This is a genomic window from Citrobacter sp. RHBSTW-00029 (genome assembly GCF_014104295.1).
GTDB lineage: Bacteria > Pseudomonadota > Gammaproteobacteria > Enterobacterales > Enterobacteriaceae > Citrobacter > Citrobacter youngae.
The window spans coordinates 1,569,154-1,586,047 of record NZ_JABXRT010000001.1 but is presented as its reverse complement, the minus strand read 5'-3'; the positions used below and the strand labels follow the sequence as shown (position 1 = coordinate 1,586,047).

The window sequence follows — 16,894 nt, the reverse complement described above, 5'->3', positions numbered from 1 at the left end:
CACAGGCTCGCTCACTGGCGACTCAGGGCAGCATCATGACTGCTACATTGCCTATCGGCTGCGGTCCATCCGTTTACTGGTGCATTTTCTTACCCTCCAGAAACGCAAAAGCCCCACGGTGTTATCCGCAGGGCTTGAAACGAAGGCATTAACCCATCGTTGGGACAAAATTAACACAGATTCGGGAAAAGTAAATAGCCCGCAACAAAATCGCAGGCTATCGCTACAGGCGTTACCGCGTTATCTGCTTAAGCTGTTTTTCTGCCCAAGCCTCTTCGATATCGAATTTCGTGATCAACTGGTCATAGAATGGCTTAACAGACTTTTTCCAGGTGTCCAGGCTAATAGCATCCGTAATCTGGCATACGGCCGCATATGCCTCAGTCGACGGAAGTCGTTCATATCCGCGCCCACTGCAGCGTTTGCAGTCAGTCAGAACCGGCACACCCTGCTCCTCCGTTTTCTTCTGGTCTACGGCTTTACCACGCCCCCGGCAATCACTGCAGGCACAACTGACAACTTTCTTCCCCTTGCAGTTCGTACACAGCACGTGGGCCACCTCTCTCACCTGTCGCTGATTCTGATGCTGCGAGGGGATAATCTTCAGCCCCCATTTTTTTGACTTTTGGATGATGTCCTTTGCGCATCCAGAGATGCTGGTTTTCATGCTGAACACATCAGCCTCAATGAAGCCCTGACCGTCACAACAATCGCATTGCTTCACGCTGGCAGCGCTGCGGGAATAATCCTCAAAAGCGAAGGTGGCCAACTGGTGCATCACCTGAGGTTTAACCCCGGCACCGAGCTTACGCAGTGCGGCAACCTTGTCGCATTTGGTCATCGCGTACTCGGCCAGCAGACCGATCGCCCGCTCCCGGTCGTTATTGCTTATTCCCATCTTGCCGAGGAAGGCGCTGTAACCCATTGCGGCGCGTTCCTGCGTCATGCCCATGGCAGCCATGATGTCGGTACCGGTCAGTGAATCGGAGGCGGTAGCACGCGGAGAATCGCTAATCAGCGTGGGTTTTGCGAAGTGGTATTTCACTGTGTTTTCAAGATTCACGCTGTGGCCCTCTCTGGCTGTTTGGTCTGCTGGTTCTGACTATGGTTTGCTATTGGTTTTAGGTTGGCTCTCGCGACGCTTTCAGCCTGGTAACGTTCAATATCGGTTCTGCTCACGCTGCCTCCTGTTTCTTCAGTGCGCGTAGGTCGGCCAGCGCGGTAAGCCTGATTGCCTTCAGCTCTTCGACTGCCCAACGGTGTGGAGTGTTATCGTTCTCGAGCGCCAGCACCGGCTCTTCGCCGTAACGTTCCACCAGCGCAGCTCGGTATGCTTCGATATTCCCGGATTTGTAGACGTTGCAAACATCACACTGAAGATGGATGTTAAAGCGAGTGAAGCGCAGATGCCCAGCGGCTGCCGTGGTCCGATAATGGCCGGCATGCCAGGCGAACGCCGTTTTCGTTCCGCAGGAAATGCAGCCCCGCCCCTCTGCCAGCTCGGTTTCGCGACAGATGTCATTAACCGCACGCTGCGTCAGGTCTACCCAGTGCTTCAGCGGCTTAACCGCAGCTTTGCGCTGGCGCCAGGCTGCTCGCTCTTTCTTCTCGGCTGCACGCTGTTTGGCAGACTCCTTGCGCTGCGCATCCTCCCGGGCTTTTCTGGTCTGCTCTTTGCCGACGGCACTGGCACACTCATAACCGCAAACAGTCTGCGTTTCACGCACCGGATGGAACCATTGGCGACATTCTTTGTTGGCGCACTTACGGCGCGGTAACTTAGCCATGCTCAACCCCACGCCCTGTTTTGCCAGACCTTACTCGGGCGCGGGGCTTTCTCGCTTTCCGGCAACTGCACACTGACAGTCCAGGTGATGTTGTCGCTATTCAGGCTGCGTTCTACCGTGGCGCCACGACGGCGGTAACTGGCCACCAACTCGTCGGCCTGTTCGGTTGTGCATTCATGATGGTGAAACCAGGAATATTTCATCGCCATCACCCCGCAAAGCTCATGAGCTGCGATGCGGCGTTTTCCGCTTCACGCTGGTCCTTGAATGCCCGGGACAATACCCAGCGCCACAGGACATCGAGCGCGGCCTTGTACAGCTGCTGGAACTCGGTTTCGTCCATGTTGGCAAAGGCAATGCTGCGGGGGTGTTTGCGAAGGGTACCGTCAGGAAGCTGTATGGCGTCGTAGTGGCCAGACTCGATGATCACCCATGCACGGTATGCGTCATAGGATTTGCAGATGCTGATGCTACCGGCACGCTTATCAGCGATACGGTCGAGATATTGCTCAGCCGCATCCAGGAGTGCAGCTTCACTTCCCGCGAATGAGGCAAGGAATTTGGCGTAGCCGGTTACCAGTTTGCGCTCGTTGGAGGAGATCGCCCCGCCAGTAGGCTCCCAGTATTCAAACCCGAGATTCAGGAGCGCAAAGAAACGGCGATGGAATGCGGGATTCCTCACCTGACGAAATTCGGCTACCAGTACGGCGCCGAGTTTGATTTTTGATTGCAGTAAATCACTGGTCTCGGGCGTTGCCGGGATCAGGATACCTGAAGACTGCTTGATTAGTTGTAGCTGCGCCATGGTTTCTCTCCGTGGCGCATCAAGTTGTCAGTTGTTCAGGCTGACACTGACATTATGTACAGTTGATAATGGAAAATCAATGCAAGAAAAAACCCGCCGTAGCGGGTTGAATTAGCAATGTTTTATTACGCCGCTATTTGTTTCTGCTGACAGACATGATTACAGTAATCCGAGCATGAAAAACTCATGTAAAATCAAACTGTTTTTGCTGCGGAAATGACCGCGCTCATCAGGCCTTGATATGGGCCAAGATATCCATCAATATAGAAATGACCAGATAACCTATAGGCTCCCCTAAACCAGTAAATCTGACCAAATCCATCTTCATGTGGTGTGATCGTCAGTTGATAACCTGAAGAGTTACTTGTGCTGGGTTTTTCCTCAGGTTGTACATCTTCGAATTTATCAGTCCAAATCACCAACCACTTGGAATCGTCCGACTCTCCCAACTCAAAGTCATCACCATCCAGTTCAATATTCAGATAGACCTTTCTATGTGTATTTTCGCTCAAAAAACGCTCTAATGCTTTCGCTTCTCTTGAATAATGCTTTAAAGTGCAAATGTTTTCTCTTGGCTTTTTATCAGGAAATGAAATTTCCTTTGATGATGTAAAAGCTTTATAGGCGTAGTAGCAACTTGCTATAGAAACCAGAACACCCACAAAACTCAGAAAATTACCCAAGCTAAAATCCCCCATCATGAGCATTAAGATTTATAATCTATTTATATAGCGAATCATTGATATGTTGAGGTTGCACGTCCATCGCCAGATTAAAGAATCTAATCGCACAAGAGTTCCGGCACTCTTTGAAAGTGACGTCTGACGCACTCAGATCGACGTTAACCTTGTCCTGCTCTTCTTTGGATTTTGCTGCGATATTCCAGTCAGACATTAGTCAGCAGTTCTCCCTCTTTTTTTCCTCGTTTCGTAAGGAGATCTGTAACCATCTACAGGGGCCACATCATCAGCCTCAAATCGCTTAGCGTTTGCTATATCGGATTGAAGCCTGTGTTTTTTATATCGCTTCCTCGCCGCTTTGTATTTCTCGGCAGGAGTCATTTCTTCGTGTGACATAAAAAAATTCCTCGAGTTATGGATGGGATTATACGTTAGGCTGCAATTTGTTTCGACTGACAAAGTTCAGGCAGGTTAGCCCTCACCAGTGCCTCGGCGAACGGCGGTGGTACGGCGTTACCGCAGCGCGCAACCTGTTTGTCCTTCGCGTATTTTTGCCCCCGATAGTCCTGGTCAATGATGTACCACTCAGGGAAGCCTTGAGCGCGGTATAGCTCGTGCGGTTGCAACATGCGCATGCCAATATCGACGATGCGGTAAGTTACGCCGCCAACGGTCACCAGCCCGTCGCAATCCTCACCACAGTATTCACGCAGAAACTCAAGCGTCTGCTGTGCGCGAAATTCGTCGTATTCATCGACCGCAAGAGTGGTTTTCACCTCCCCTACGTGCAGCCCGCCCGCCGTCACCGTTGGCATTGGCTCGCTGGTCGGCTGCCCGTCCCGGCAGGTACCACGCAGTTTAACCAGATGCGACGTAACTGCGGCATGGTGATCGACTGTCGTAACCGAGTGCATAGGTTCATCCATGCCAACACCAGCGCCCTGGTAATTCCCGCCATAGTGTTTCGCCAGGAACGCACTCACCGTCGCGAATTTATTCCCACCAGCTGTAACGGTACCCAGCGGGTTATCCAGTCGAAGCACTCGCGGTTCTTGTCCGGGACGCTCGCCATAACCCATCTGGATCAACGTGGGTGTTACCAGTTGAGATTTGCCGCCACCACCAGCGGTGATGGTTGCGCTCGGTTCGTCTGCCCGATGGCCGACGCTGGCCCCAAACTGGCGGGCTATCACTGGCGCAACCAGACAGGCGCGGGATTGCTTCAGAATAGTGTGAGCAGGTTTATCCAGCGGGCGCGGTTTAGCCTGGTATTCACTACCACCATTACCCGCCAGGAATGGTGTCAGTGCAGCCTCAACAATCCCGAGTGCATGCCCATTCCCGCCTGGGCGTTTTGATGTGCCAGCGGTTACTGTCGGGACAGGTTCAGTAACGGGCTGCCCGGTGGCACCAGTGCGGAATTTTGTCAGGTGTGGAACGGCTAACGCGTAACCGTGGGTTTTAGTAATGGTCTGCAAAGGCTCGTCCAACGCCTGACCACGGAAACAGTCATAACTCGTCTTGGTGCTGGTGTGATTGCATTTCACGATGAACGGCGACGCGCTCTCGATAACAAACCGCTGAATCCCACGAGCGATGCGTTTGAGTGTATTTTCAGCCAGTGGCTTTTTGCGGTCGAATATCGACGGTGCCGGAATGGTCCAGTCGATACACTCCGCAGCTGTACGCCATGGTGCCAGCTTGCCACTCAGAACGGCTGCTGACTTTGGATCGCCGTGCGTTGCTTCCGGCCACACAATCGGCTTCCCATCGCGGCGCATGACCATGAAGAAACGTTTTCTGATTGTCGGTGCGCCGTAGTCGCAGGCGCGCAGTTCGCGATACTCCACAACATAGCCCAGACCTTTAACCAGTCGAGCTGCGTCATCGCTATCAAGCGATATATTCAGAAACTCACAGCATTCTGCCAGCGCCGGATGATCTGCAGGAATGCCGGTTGTCAGCATTGCGACAAAGGCGTTAAAGGTCTCCCCCATACGCGCCGGGTCAGGACGCTGTTCAACTGGTTCAGGTGGTCCGATAAATTCATCAAGGAAGCGATCCGCGTGACTGATGAATGGCATTTCACGTAATAATGGCCCCCACGTTTTAAACTCTTCGACGTTCTCCAGTTTCATTACCCGTGGTTCAACATCCAGCCCCCAACGCAGCACAACCCATGCCAGTCCACGGATCGCTTTCTCGACAGGTTTAGCGCCTTTGGCTTTAGAAAAGTGGCGGCAATCAGGAGAAAACCACGCCAGCGCCACCGGACGTCCTGCGGTAGCTATCTTGGGGCGAACCTCATACACAGACTCGCAATAATGCAGCGTATCAGGGTGATTCGTTGTGTGCATCGCCACGGCGTTCTCGTCGTGATTAATCGCGATGTCAACACTACGACCGATCGCCAGCTCAATTCCCGTACTCGCCCCACCGCCGCCGGCAAAGTTATCAACGATGATTTCTCTCACGCGTATTTCTCCATGGCGATGGCCAGTGACTGGGCAGCTGCAATGATGGCCGGTACCGGCATTTGTTCCAGCCACATGCGGTTGATGTGATGCTTCAGGCGGCGCTGGTGATGTGCAGGGAGATCCCCGGCTACTTCAACCTGGCTGTAGACCATACCAACTTCGGCTGGCCATACAGCTTCAGCAACGTCCACCAGCAGCAGATTTTCCAGCTCGATAATCCGTTTTGTTGCGTAGTGCAGTAGCAGGTCAGATGTTTGCTGCTGATCACCGCCTTTGACGAAAGAAATCCAGTGGGTTTTGTCGTTCTTCCCGGTACGTTGACCAATTGCTGGTTTCACATCAGTAAGCGCTAAAATCTGGCTAACTGGAATTTGCGTCTCGTTCCATTTGAAAATGAGAACGCCGTGTGGCCGCAATACACGGAAAGCCTCTTTGAATCCTGTTCGCAAATCAGAACGCCACGTTTTTTTGTTCAGTCGCCCGTATTTTTTACCCATCCAGGCAGACTGGCCCACACGCTCCAGATGTGGCGGGTCAAACACTACTACCGGAAACGATGCGTCGGCGAACGGCAGCGCACGAAAGTCGGCAATCAGATCGGGACTGATAACCAAACGGCGACCGTCGCACAACTCATGCTCTTCAGCGCGGATATCAACGAACACAGTGCGGGTGTCCTGTTTGTTGAACCAGAACATGCGGGAGCCACAGCACACATCCAAAATTGTTTGCTCGGACATATCATTCCCCCTCACTGTCCCAGCGAACGAATGCGACACAGTCAGTGCTGCTATCAACCTCGCCACCTCGACCGCACTTTGCGCACTCAGCCTCATCACCTGGATTTACTGAACCAGCAGTATTATCTGTCCAAACGCGAACGTGTCCGCTGCCACAACCTGGGCATGAATTTCCTAGCCAACCAATCGTTTTTACCTGCATCTCACTCCCCCTTCACGCCAATGCCAGCGGCTGTGGCTGATTCTTCATGTGCGCGTTTAGCAGCGTTAAGGATTGCTGCCAGTGGCGTATAGCCGCCATCCATTCGGATTGTGTTGTGGATGCCAGCCATTGTGTCGCGCAATTTACTGTGGCTGGTGGACAGTTCTGCTATGCGCTTCTCTGCGGCCTCTGCCCGTTTCTCTGCCGAAATGCGGTGCTCTAAGCCTTGTCCCTGACAGATATCTATCAGGCGTTGCTTTTCCATAAGTTCAGCTTTGAGTTTGTCTTTGGTTTCCAGCTCATCCAGCAGCGCCAGAACGGTAGCGGGGTTAGCTAACTCAAGAAAACCAGCGCATTTGGCAGGGACATCACCAGCTGTGCAGTTGATAACTGTCGCTCCTGTCTCCTCGGTAATGTAGGCGCTAGAAAGCGATAGCGTCCGAATGTAAATCCATTTACCACCACCTGCTCTAACCGCCGCTTCACGCAGAGCCTGTTTGTTGAGTGCTGTCATTGGGCTGCCTCCTGTTTCGATTTACGCAAAGCTTCTTTGTAACTAGCCTTCGCTGCTTTTTTGGTGTCGCACCACTCGCCTTCAACATCACGTCGTGGGTAGCCATAAGCCGCGTCGTATGAGCAGCGAAACATTCGGCATTTTCCATCACGGCTATATTCGACTTCAGGCAGTCGATATCCCAACAACCATTCACTGAACGGCTGGCAGCTATCAGCATCAAGATATTCTTCGTATCGAGTGCGTTTCTTTAGCTCTGGCAGTGCAGAAATTGCCGTTGCTTCACCTTTTTCTGTGACGTGGTAAAGCGTTCCGCCTCCTACGAAATCAGGCGCAGGACGGGAGGTGGCTAAACCATCAGATACCAGTTCTTCCCACTTCTCGTTATCCGTATGCCCTTCGCCTGCGAGGAAATAATTACGGTATGGCGTGCGGTTCCTCTCATTGATGCCCAGCGCATGCTGCATGAGTTCAATTCCAGTGCTCATTTGGCCTCCTGGCGAATCTCATCAGCAAACATCTGAGCGCGGTAGGCTTCACCCTCGAGAGCATCAGCAGCACGTAAATCATCACGTTCTCTAGCAATTCTTGCAGCAGTTTTGCGGCGCAATACCAAAGCTTCCACACCCTGCGCCCGCACTTCTGCCAGGAAAGCGTCAGTGGCTGGGGTTTTCTTCATGACGTAAACGGTATCCTCTCCAGCCTCATGTCCGCAGATATAACCGTGCAGAACTGGCTGGTAGGTTTCACGTCCGAACAGACCAAGACGCTCGCCAAGCTCCTGAATGTCAGCACCATCCATCGACCCGCCAACAGCAGCTGCGCGGAAGCAGGTTTTGATGAATTCCTGTTTATCCGCATTCTCCGCCGCCAGCTCCCTGCACTTGCTCTCGGCGTTAGCGAGCTGTACTGACATGTCTGCGTTTTGTGATTGCAGCTCTTCGATACCAGCTTTTGCGATATCACTGGCCTTTTCCACGACACTCATCAACTCGTTAATCGCAGCCAGTTTTGATTGCTGCAATGCACATTTTTTCTCTAGTTCTTCGTATGTTGGTTTCATGCTGGCATTCTCCCCACGATATCCATTACCCGGCGCATAACTGCGCTTCCCCGAAAATCAGCTGGTAACTCAATAACTGGCTTACTCGAACCGTATGAGAATCGCTGGAGATCGAAATCAATCACCGCCTTCTGGTCTCTGAACAAACCAAGGCGACCGTGACGAATGAGTTCGCCGCGTTCGGCTGCTACGCGGAAATACTTCTCAGCCGTCTGACGGTGCAGCGACAACATTTGTGATGCCTCGCCAACGGTTAAACGACCGCGGATTTTCACCTCTTCGATGATCACCCGGATAAGTGCCGCCTGCTCTTCTGGTGTATTTGGTCTTGGCATGCTTACCCCCTGAATCCGGTTGGGATGGTTTTATCTGGCTCGGAAATTGTGTTCGGATCTCTTTTCCCATCTGGCGCCGCAAAAGACCACGACTCTTCGTAGTGCTTTGAGGGTCCAAAAAACGTGGATGCCTGTTTCACATACTCGGTGTTAAGTTTCCCAGCGGCAGTTACGTAATCCGCGTATCGCCGAACACCATCAGTAAGCTCCTGCACTGTTGCGCCGGATTTAATCCGTGCAGTCCAGGCTTTGAACGCATCAGCCTTGCTGTTACCACCAGAGCGTTTGGGGTATTCCTGCCACGCCAGTTCAAAATCATCCGGATAAGTATTTTTCCCCTGGGGTGTGGCGGCGCCATGCCCCGAAATATCTTTATCCTGATCTTGTTCCTGATCCTGTTCCTGATCTTGGCTTCGTAGCCCCTTCGAAGCCCCTTCGGAAATTTGGCGCGATTCACGTTTTAAATTAAGGTGAAAATCTGTTTTATAACGCTCATAAAACAATGATAAAAAAGGGTTTTCAGGTAATGACACATACTCATTCCTGACGCCAGCACAACGGTTATCCCCTGGCTTTAGTGATCGCCCCACCTGATAAGCGGCCATTTCATGCACCCAAACCATCTCAGTGTCCTCGTCATAGCTACAAAATCCCGCTTCAATGGAGCTTTTTAGCCCCTTCGAAGCCCCTTCCAAGCCCAGACCCGTTTCATGGGCTATGTACAGAATTGGCAGGTAATACAACCCGAGCATGTTTGCGTGTGGCGAGGTCATCAGATAGAACGAAACCACCTGCGCCTCCGCGCCTAGCTTCCTCAGTTCACGACCTGTTATCCCAAGCCAGAACTGAGGTGCAACAGTTGCGTAATCACGCATAAAGACCTCTTAATCGCTAAAGTGGTGGCCCATCTATCTTTCTGAAGGCTGATTTTTCTGACATACTTACCTCGTAATTTCTGCCTGGAATTACACCGAAGGTCGGTTCCGTTGGCGCGGTCCGACCTTTACCTTTTTTTGAGCCCGTCATATAGCCCCCAGCATCATCTGCACCATCTCCATCAGCGGGCCAGTTAGCCCAGGGTCAACGCGGTACATCTCAACGATCCCCTCGCTCAGTTCTTTCAGTTTCTGATGACGTGGTGCGTCCATCGCGACAGCTATCTTCGCTTCGCTGGTTTCTTTCTCCATACGTGCCAGGCGAGCCATGATGTTGTCTTCTGGCAGCAGGCGGTTGCGGTATTCAATCGGCAGGACTGCGAGTATTGCCGGAGTCAGCTGACGAACGTTCTCGCGGTACCGTTCACTGTTGAAATGGTTGTCCAGGAAGCGGAAAAGCTTCTGACGCTTTCGGCAGAGATCGTCAGGGAAAGTGATGTCGTCACCGCCCTGAGACACGTACTCTTCGATGATCAGAGCCGTAACTACGTCCTGGCCATCGGCGCCAGCCCAGGAGCGGACCGCATCACGAATATCTTCATGGCTCGGTCCTTTCTGCGCTTGAGCGCGATTTATCACCACCTGCTGCGGCGATCCTGTATCCTGGTAAAACGTAAGTGATGGCATTTGCAGTCCTTTTATGGTTATGCCGCTAGTCAGGCGGCTGAATGAGGGAATAAATCGGATAGGTCAGGTCTGATTTCATGGGCTTTGACCTCTCCATTTGTAGCCTTGACGATAGACATGACGTGCTTCGGAGATACGGCACCACCATTCAACCACTTACAAACAGCTGGTTGAGAAACTCCGCAGGCGTCAGCAAGCCTTTGCTGACTCCCCACGATTTTCAGTGCCCTGTATATAACTAAATTCATGAGTCATTCCTTAAATGGTAGCTAACGACCAAAAGATAACTCAAGTTATGAATCCAGTCTATAACATTTGTTATTTTACTTTCTATAACCACGGTTATAAATTGACGATATGAAAACCTTCGCAGAACGATTAATCGCCGCCATGACCGCTGCAGGCCTGTCCCAAGGGCAGTTAGCTGAACGTGTCGGACTCTCACAACCGGCGATTCAAAAAATGACATCAGGAAAGACAAATGGAAGCCGTAAAATGGTTGAGCTTTCGCGTGCGCTAAGCGTCAGACCAGAATGGCTAAGCGCTGGAAGCGGGCCGATGCGTCATGAAGACAACATCCCCTCAGAGAAAGATTGGGGAAAAATTGACTCATGGGACAAAAACACACCGCTTCCTGAAGATGAGGTGGAGATCCCTTTTTTGAGAGATATAGAGTTTGCTTGTGGTGACGGCAGGGTTTCAGACGAGGATTACAACGGTTTTAAACTGAGGTTTTCGAAAGCTACTCTGCGCAAGGTGGGAGCTAACACCGACGGTTCAGGTGTTCTATGTTTCCCCGCCAGGGGAAATAGTATGGAACCCAATATTCCTGATGGCACTACGGTCGCTGTAAATACAAAAGATAAAAAAATCGTTGATGGGAAAATGTATGCCATCAACGAAGATGGATGGAAAAGAATTAAACTGCTTTATCGCACAGGACCCGAGATGATCAGCATTCGCAGTTACAACAGTGCTGAGTATCCATCTGAGGATAAAAATCTAGGAGATATAGAAATTATAGGCAGAGTTTTTTGGTGGTCAGTTTTAGACTATTAACACAGATATGGGACACCCCAAATGGATGCATTTAAAAACAGGTTAAAGCTTCATAGTGAGCATGTTAAAAACGTTGGACTTCATTGCACTACTGAAGAAACAACAAAACAGGCACTAATTTTACCATTTTTGGACATTCTCGGTTTTAGTCCATACGATCCACAAAAAGTAAAAGCTGAATATGGTGCAGACTTTCCTGGGGTGAAGGCTAATGAGCGGGTGGACTATGCCCTGTTTTGCCAAGGGATTCCAGTCATGTTCATTGAAGCCAAAGCCTATAAAGAAAAAATTGATAATCACTGCCCACAGTTATCAAGATATTTTAACTCAACCCCAGAGGTGACAATATCGGCCATAACCAATGGCGTTGAGTGGCGGTTTTTTACTGATCTAAAAGAGAAAAATATTATGGACCCCACTCCATTCTTGAAAATAAGAATGGATGAGGTTACAGATGCTGATGCTGAGCAACTTTTTAGATTTAGACATGACAAGTTCAAACCTGAAGCATTAAGAACTCTCGCAGAAGAAAGTGTATACCTTTCAGCTTTTACTAAAACAATAAGTTCAAGCCTTCGAGAAGTTGACCAGGAATTTGTTAGGTATGTAGCAAGCAGATCGAATGTAGAAAGGCAATTGAACCAACGATTTCTTGAGTCAATAACTCCATTAGTAAAACAGGCAGTAGAATTATCAGTAAGCGCCATGGTAGTTTCTGGACTATCAGGAAAAAACTCAACAGAATCCCCTCACGACGAAGTTCATGACGATAACGAACAAGAAAAGTCTGACGTACAAGCGGATATTGTAGATCCCGATAATCCTAATATCGTTACGACTTATAACGAAAGGCAGCTCTTTGATAAAATCGTATCAATCATTGGAGCGGAGCACGACATTCAATACAAAGATACTGCATCATACTTCGGTGTTCTATTCCAGGGTAAAACGAACCGCTGGATAGTTCGCTACTATGATAAAAAGTCGAAATCATCTATCCAGTTGCCTATAGAGTTGAATGACATAACAATTAATGAAATCTCTAGGGCAGGGTTAACCTGTGATACCTCAAGAATTTACATGGATAATCCAGAAGATATTTTGAGGATATCTGGATTAGTTCTTGATTCATTTGAGTACGTGAAAAACGACGAAAATTTCCGTAAGAAGTAAGAACTTAACCGGCCTGATGGCCGGTTTCACCTTCTTCATCCTAAAGTAACAAATCCACTTCTGCTATCCACCCCCCATTTTCATAAAATTAAATTCCCTTTGTTATCATTGACATATAACTTAATTACCGTAATTATAAGTTAAGTTATGGACATTATAGATAACTATAGTTATTCTTTCGTCATCGCGAAACACTCAGCGCATCAAGTTCAAACGTTCCGCTAGCCTGGCGACAAGGGCAAAACAGAAGTGAGCTTCGCGGTGGTGAATTGCAGAGTTAAAACGCTCAACTGTGAAGAGCAGCGTCACAGCACCACCAGTGAAGTTCACTAACCAACCGCAAGGTATCGAGGGTGAGATGGAAAAAGCATACGAGGAATATTTTGAAAGCTTAGCTAAAGGCGAGGAAGCACTCAGTTTTGCAGAATTTAAAGAGGCTTTGTCATGAAAACCGCGAATGCAGTACCAAACAGCGGTCGTGCAGTTGCAATGCGTAACCAGCGCACCGGAGCAGCCTGGCAGGTCTCCTATGACCACATCAACGGCACCTACTGGCACGAACCGCAGGGAAATCTGCGTCATATCCGCAGCCCGTATGCTTCCCGCACCATTGAACCGAATCTGGTTCTGGCAGGCACGCACTGATGAACACCTTATTCGCATTAGTGCTGACCATTGGTATGACCAACGGTGATTTTCAGGATGTTGTACTGGGTGTTTATGGCGACCAACAGCAATGTGAGCAGGCCGCTGTTGAGCAGCAGGTTTCAGGTAACTGCTATCCAGTTGAAAGGATCATCAGAAGCGGCGAATTACCTGCTCAGGCGGACGTTAAGTTGTGAGGAAATGATGATGCAGACCAAATGCGGTTATTGCGGCAAACCGGTTGAACCGGAAGAAGTAATCAAAAACACCCTTCTCTATCGCAACGGCTCACTGCTGGCGCGTAAAGAGAAAGAGTATTGCTCCAAACGTTGCGCTTCGCACGACCAGATGGCTCACGAAGGCTAACGTAAAACCCGCGCAAGGCGGGATCTACGTCCGGTGCCACCGACCAAAGTTACACCGGAAACAACATTAAAACCAAAGTTAACCCAATGGGCGCTATCAATGGTCCGGGGATTCTAACACCCAAAAAAGAGGATCTCACATGGAATTCTTTAATGTGGTTAAAGCCACTCAGAAATCCGGAAAGCAAGATGCAGTGGTCTGGTTCACTGCCAAAACCGAGGCTCGAGCCAATCTGATGCTGGATGTTGCGCTGGAAGATGCAGGCATCGAAACAGGTCGGGGTAAGGACTACGCCAAACCGATTCGCACTGATTTCCCAGTTGTCGACGGCCTGCCGAAAGAAGGTGAGGTTGATTTAACCTGGTGTGATCGTTACGAACTTCAGAACGATGGGCGCACCTGGCTGCCAAAAGCAGCTGGTGATTCTACTGGCGCCGTTGACGCACCCTCCACTCCTACTCCGACCGTAATCGTTGAAGACTCGACTGCGTCCGAAATTGTCCCGGTTGAAAACCGTACTCCAGCAGTCCGCTTTGCCGTCCATCTGATGATCGACAAATACCAGACTCATGTCACTAAAGAGCAGCAGTTGGCTGCCAGCGAAATGTCATTGGATGAAGGCAATACATATCTCCAGAGCCTGCTTGTGGCAAAGAATTATGCACCCGAGACTACCAAACTCAGCCTGAATGCTGAGTGGAAAATGATTCAGGCGGTTAAGGACATTTTCGCACCAGACGAAGACCACGAACCAAGATTGATAGCTGCGTTCATGTCTGACTGGGTGAACACGGATGCCGGTGACCGCAATCAACTGGTAGAAGACTGGCGCAGCGGTAAGTTGCAGTTGCTCAAAACTGAAATCAGTAGCGGTGCTGGCGTTACAACGGGTCAAGATCTCACTGTTGAGGACGACATCCAGCTCCGTGAGAACGGCCTGGCCGAAGATGGCGTCGTTGATGGTGAACTCGGTACCGAAGAGCAATCTCAGCAGACAGAACAACCAAACCTGATTGTTGTTGCCACCCTGCCATTCCGCCAGCGCGTACTGGCTCAGTTCATCGGTGATGGTGAATATCTCTATCACGTCGACGCCGGCCAGAAGAATGAGATTGTCCGCCTTGAGATGGACACTGATCACTCGTACGTCCAGAACCTGCTGCTGGCTGCTGAGAATGTGGAAGCATTCAAAAAAGCCATTGAGCACGATATTCATAAAGTCGTGAATGCCGTTAAGAAAGTCTTCCCTGTCGACGGTAAGAAACCGGAGCTGGCAACAGTTATCCAGTTCCTGACGGTGTGGTTCAAAACTGAATACATCGATCGCGGCCTGCTGGTTAAAGAGTGGAGCCAAGGTAATCGTGTAACAACCATTAATCGCACACCTTCAGGTGCGAACGCCGGCGGCGGAATTATCTCTGACCGTAAATTCCCGCAAACCATTCTCGGTCTGGAGCATGAGATTGCTCTGGCGCTACGTGCCCGTGACCGCGAATTTGATATTTACAACGTCCCTCTGGATATAGAACTGCAGGCAAACTCCATTATGAATAAGATGGACGATCCCGAATGGCTGGCAACTCGAGAGAGATTCGTTTCAATTCCTGGTGGCCTGGACTACTCACGTGCCTGCATCATCGCAACAGTAAAAACCACACCAGAGGGGCTTTATGCTGATCCTGTAAAACACCAAGAATATTTGAATAGAGTACTGACGGAAACCGACCACGCCAACCCAGATCCGTTGCTCGTTGATATAGCCTGCGGTCGTTCGTCTATGCCTGTACCTATGAAACAGGAAAAAGTAACAGCTGAAGAGGTAAACAAAATTCTTGCAGCTTCCCGCGGCGAATATGTTGAGGGGATTAGTGACGCTACAGACCCGAAATGGATCACAGAAGACCTCGCATCAACCGCCCAACAAAAAGATGACCGTTCACCAGTTAATGAGGACACCACCAGCGATGTGCAGATGGAAGAAACTGTCAGTGATGAAAAACAGGCTGGTGATGAAGTGCAGTCAGGCGAAAGCAGTCTGGAAACTGGTGAAGAGTCACATACCGGCCAGCAAGCCGATGTGAAACAAAAACCGGAAAATGCGCATCAGAATGATGAATATGCGCATCAAAACACCCAAAAAGCGAATCAAACCGAGCCAGAAGCACAATCTGACGAACCAGCTGTTGTGTATCCCGCCTACTTCGAGCCAGGCCGCTACGAAGGTCTGCCGAACGAGGTTTATCACGCAGCCAACGGTATCAGCTCTACCCAGGTAAAAGACGCGCGAGTGTCGCTGATGTACTTCAACGCACGCCACGTCGAGAAGACCATCACGAAAGAGCGCTCCCCGGTTCTGGATATGGGCAACCTGGTGCATGCGCTGGCGCTGCAGCCCGAGCAGCTCGACGAAGAATTCAGCGTTGAACCGGTGATTCCAGATGGTGCTTTCACCACAACAGCAACTATTCGCGCGTTTATTGATGAGTATAACGCCAGCCTGCCGGCGCAGCTGTCAGCCGACGATATCAAAGTGTTGCTGGAAGAACACAACGCCACACTGCCTGCTCAGGTGCCGCTGGGTGGGTCAGTCGAGGAAACTGGTCAGAGCTATATGTCGCTTCCAGAAGATTACCAGCGTATCGAAGCGGACCAGAAACAGACCGCAACGGCAATGAAGGCCTGCATCAAGGAATACAACGCCACTCTGCCTGCTCAAGTGAAAACCAGCGGTAGCCGTGATGCGTTACTCGAGCAGTTGGCAATCATCAATCCTGACCTGGTTGCACAGGAAGCGCAGAAACTGGCGCCGCTGAAAGTGTCCGGTACCAAAGCAGATCTGATTCATGCCGTGAAGTCTGTTAATCCGGATGCCGTCTTCGCCGACGAACTGCTGGATGCGTGGCGCGAGAATCCGCAAGGGAAAGTGCTGGTCACCCGCCAACAACTGAGCACCGCACTGGCCATTCAAAAAGCACTGCTCCAGCACCCGACCGCTGGCATGTTGCTTCAGCACCCGAGCCGAGCCGTGGAGGTCAGCTACTTTGGCTTTGACGATGAAACCGGGCTTGAAGTCCGCGTTCGCCCCGATCTTGAGATCGACCTGGACGGGGTACGCATCGGTGCCGACCTGAAAACCATCAGCATGTGGAACATTAAACAGGAAGGTCTGCGCGCCAAACTGCACCGCGAAATCATCGACCGTGACTACCACCTGAGCGCGGCTATGTATTGCGAGACCGCTGCACTGGACCAGTTTTTCTGGATTTTCGTCAACAAAGACGAGAACTACCACTGGATCGCCATCATCGAGGCATCCGCCGAACTGCTGGAACTGGGCATGCTCGAATACCGCAAGGCGATGCGCGCTATCGCTACCGGCTTTGACACTGGCGAATGGCCAGCGCCTATCACCGCTGATTACACCGACGAGCTGAACGACTTCGACTTGCGCCGCCTTGAAGCGCTGCGTCTGGCATAAGGGGAATG

At 50.7% G+C, this 16,894-nt stretch carries 20 protein-coding genes and 2 pseudogenes; 7 read left to right on the top strand and 15 right to left on the bottom strand.

The genetic code is table 11. From position 1 onward, the window contains the following. Positions 1–232: 232 nt before the first annotated feature. From HV041_RS07810 to HV041_RS07740, 15 genes and pseudogenes are all read right to left on the bottom strand, one after another. Positions 233–1,063 carry an antitermination protein gene (locus tag HV041_RS07810; RefSeq protein ID WP_182294133.1) on the bottom strand — a complete coding sequence of 277 codons (831 nt, stop codon included), beginning with the start codon at positions 1,061–1,063 and terminating at the stop codon, positions 233–235. A 112-nt stretch (positions 1,064–1,175) separates the two neighbouring features. Next, positions 1,176–1,787 carry a recombination protein NinG gene (locus HV041_RS07805; protein ID WP_182294132.1) on the bottom strand — a complete coding sequence of 204 codons (612 nt, stop codon included), beginning with the start codon at positions 1,785–1,787 and terminating at the stop codon, positions 1,176–1,178. Between the two features lie 2 nt (positions 1,788–1,789). After that, positions 1,790–1,996, bottom strand: coding sequence for a hypothetical protein (locus tag HV041_RS07800; protein WP_182294131.1), 207 nt, complete (start codon positions 1,994–1,996; stop codon positions 1,790–1,792). After that, the gene (locus tag HV041_RS07795) at positions 1,996–2,592 is read right to left on the bottom strand and encodes a DUF1367 family protein (RefSeq protein ID WP_135911944.1); all 597 of its coding nucleotides are present in this window, start codon (positions 2,590–2,592) and stop codon (positions 1,996–1,998) included. The genes HV041_RS07800 and HV041_RS07795 overlap by 1 nt, the downstream gene beginning before the upstream one ends. 194 nt (positions 2,593–2,786) lie before the next feature. Then, complete coding sequence (locus tag HV041_RS07790; protein WP_182294130.1) at positions 2,787–3,275, bottom strand: hypothetical protein; 489 nt, start codon at positions 3,273–3,275, stop codon at positions 2,787–2,789. Between the two features lie 112 nt (positions 3,276–3,387). Next, positions 3,388–3,486, bottom strand: a pseudogene (locus HV041_RS25215) (DNA polymerase III subunit theta); the annotation flags it as partial. 217 nt (positions 3,487–3,703) lie between these two features. Beyond that, positions 3,704–5,746, bottom strand: coding sequence for a DNA cytosine methyltransferase (locus HV041_RS07780; protein WP_182294129.1), 2,043 nt, complete (start codon positions 5,744–5,746; stop codon positions 3,704–3,706). Between the two features lie 275 nt (positions 5,747–6,021). Then, positions 6,022–6,489 (bottom strand): annotated as a pseudogene (locus HV041_RS25025) (class I SAM-dependent methyltransferase); the annotation flags it as partial. 203 nt (positions 6,490–6,692) lie between these two features. After that, on the bottom strand, positions 6,693–7,205 hold the full coding sequence (locus tag HV041_RS07770; RefSeq protein ID WP_182294127.1) for an ead/Ea22-like family protein: 513 nt from the start codon (positions 7,203–7,205) through the stop codon (positions 6,693–6,695). Beyond that, positions 7,202–7,693, bottom strand: a complete 492-nt coding sequence (locus HV041_RS07765) for a hypothetical protein (protein ID WP_182294126.1) — start codon at positions 7,691–7,693, stop codon at positions 7,202–7,204. Before HV041_RS07765 ends, HV041_RS07770 begins: the two co-directional genes overlap by 4 nt. Then, a complete protein-coding gene (locus tag HV041_RS07760) occupies positions 7,690–8,268 on the bottom strand; it encodes a hypothetical protein (RefSeq protein ID WP_182294291.1) in 579 nt (192 codons plus the stop codon). The genes HV041_RS07765 and HV041_RS07760 overlap by 4 nt, the downstream gene beginning before the upstream one ends. After that, complete coding sequence (locus HV041_RS07755) at positions 8,265–8,603, bottom strand: DUF977 family protein (protein ID WP_182294125.1); 339 nt, start codon at positions 8,601–8,603, stop codon at positions 8,265–8,267. The genes HV041_RS07760 and HV041_RS07755 overlap by 4 nt, the downstream gene beginning before the upstream one ends. 2 nt (positions 8,604–8,605) lie before the next feature. Then, positions 8,606–9,478: a DNA-binding protein gene (locus tag HV041_RS07750; protein ID WP_182294124.1), complete on the bottom strand. Its 873-nt coding sequence runs from the start codon at positions 9,476–9,478 to the stop codon at positions 8,606–8,608. A gap of 147 nt (positions 9,479–9,625) precedes the next feature. After that, entirely contained in the window at positions 9,626–10,165 is a 540-nt protein-coding gene (locus HV041_RS07745; protein WP_182294123.1) for a toxin YdaT domain-containing protein, read from the bottom strand. 29 nt (positions 10,166–10,194) lie between these two features. Then, positions 10,195–10,413, bottom strand: coding sequence for a helix-turn-helix domain-containing protein (locus HV041_RS07740; protein WP_116360000.1), 219 nt, complete (start codon positions 10,411–10,413; stop codon positions 10,195–10,197). 109 nt (positions 10,414–10,522) lie between these two features. Between HV041_RS07740 and HV041_RS07735 the strand changes: the two genes are divergently transcribed. From HV041_RS07735 to HV041_RS07705, 7 genes are all read left to right on the top strand, one after another. Then, the gene (locus tag HV041_RS07735) at positions 10,523–11,224 is read left to right on the top strand and encodes a helix-turn-helix transcriptional regulator (RefSeq protein ID WP_162873151.1); all 702 of its coding nucleotides are present in this window, start codon (positions 10,523–10,525) and stop codon (positions 11,222–11,224) included. Positions 11,225–11,245: 21 nt separating this feature from the next. Then, positions 11,246–12,397 (top strand): type I restriction endonuclease, encoded by a 1,152-nt coding sequence (locus HV041_RS07730; RefSeq protein ID WP_086523735.1) that lies wholly within the window; start codon positions 11,246–11,248, stop codon positions 12,395–12,397. A 292-nt stretch (positions 12,398–12,689) separates the two neighbouring features. Then, positions 12,690–12,845 carry a hypothetical protein gene (locus tag HV041_RS07725; RefSeq protein ID WP_182294122.1) on the top strand — a complete coding sequence of 52 codons (156 nt, stop codon included), beginning with the start codon at positions 12,690–12,692 and terminating at the stop codon, positions 12,843–12,845. Beyond that, a complete protein-coding gene (locus HV041_RS07720; RefSeq protein WP_115601925.1) occupies positions 12,842–13,042 on the top strand; it encodes a hypothetical protein in 201 nt (66 codons plus the stop codon). Before HV041_RS07725 ends, HV041_RS07720 begins: the two co-directional genes overlap by 4 nt. Beyond that, positions 13,042–13,239 carry a DUF1482 family protein gene (locus tag HV041_RS07715; RefSeq protein ID WP_115601924.1) on the top strand — a complete coding sequence of 66 codons (198 nt, stop codon included), beginning with the start codon at positions 13,042–13,044 and terminating at the stop codon, positions 13,237–13,239. The genes HV041_RS07720 and HV041_RS07715 overlap by 1 nt, the downstream gene beginning before the upstream one ends. Positions 13,240–13,246: 7 nt before the next feature. Beyond that, a complete protein-coding gene (locus HV041_RS07710) occupies positions 13,247–13,408 on the top strand; it encodes a YdaE family protein (protein ID WP_233471414.1) in 162 nt (53 codons plus the stop codon). A gap of 139 nt (positions 13,409–13,547) precedes the next feature. Beyond that, positions 13,548–16,886: a RecE family exodeoxyribonuclease gene (locus tag HV041_RS07705; protein WP_182294121.1), complete on the top strand. Its 3,339-nt coding sequence runs from the start codon at positions 13,548–13,550 to the stop codon at positions 16,884–16,886. Positions 16,887–16,894 lie beyond the last annotated feature (8 nt).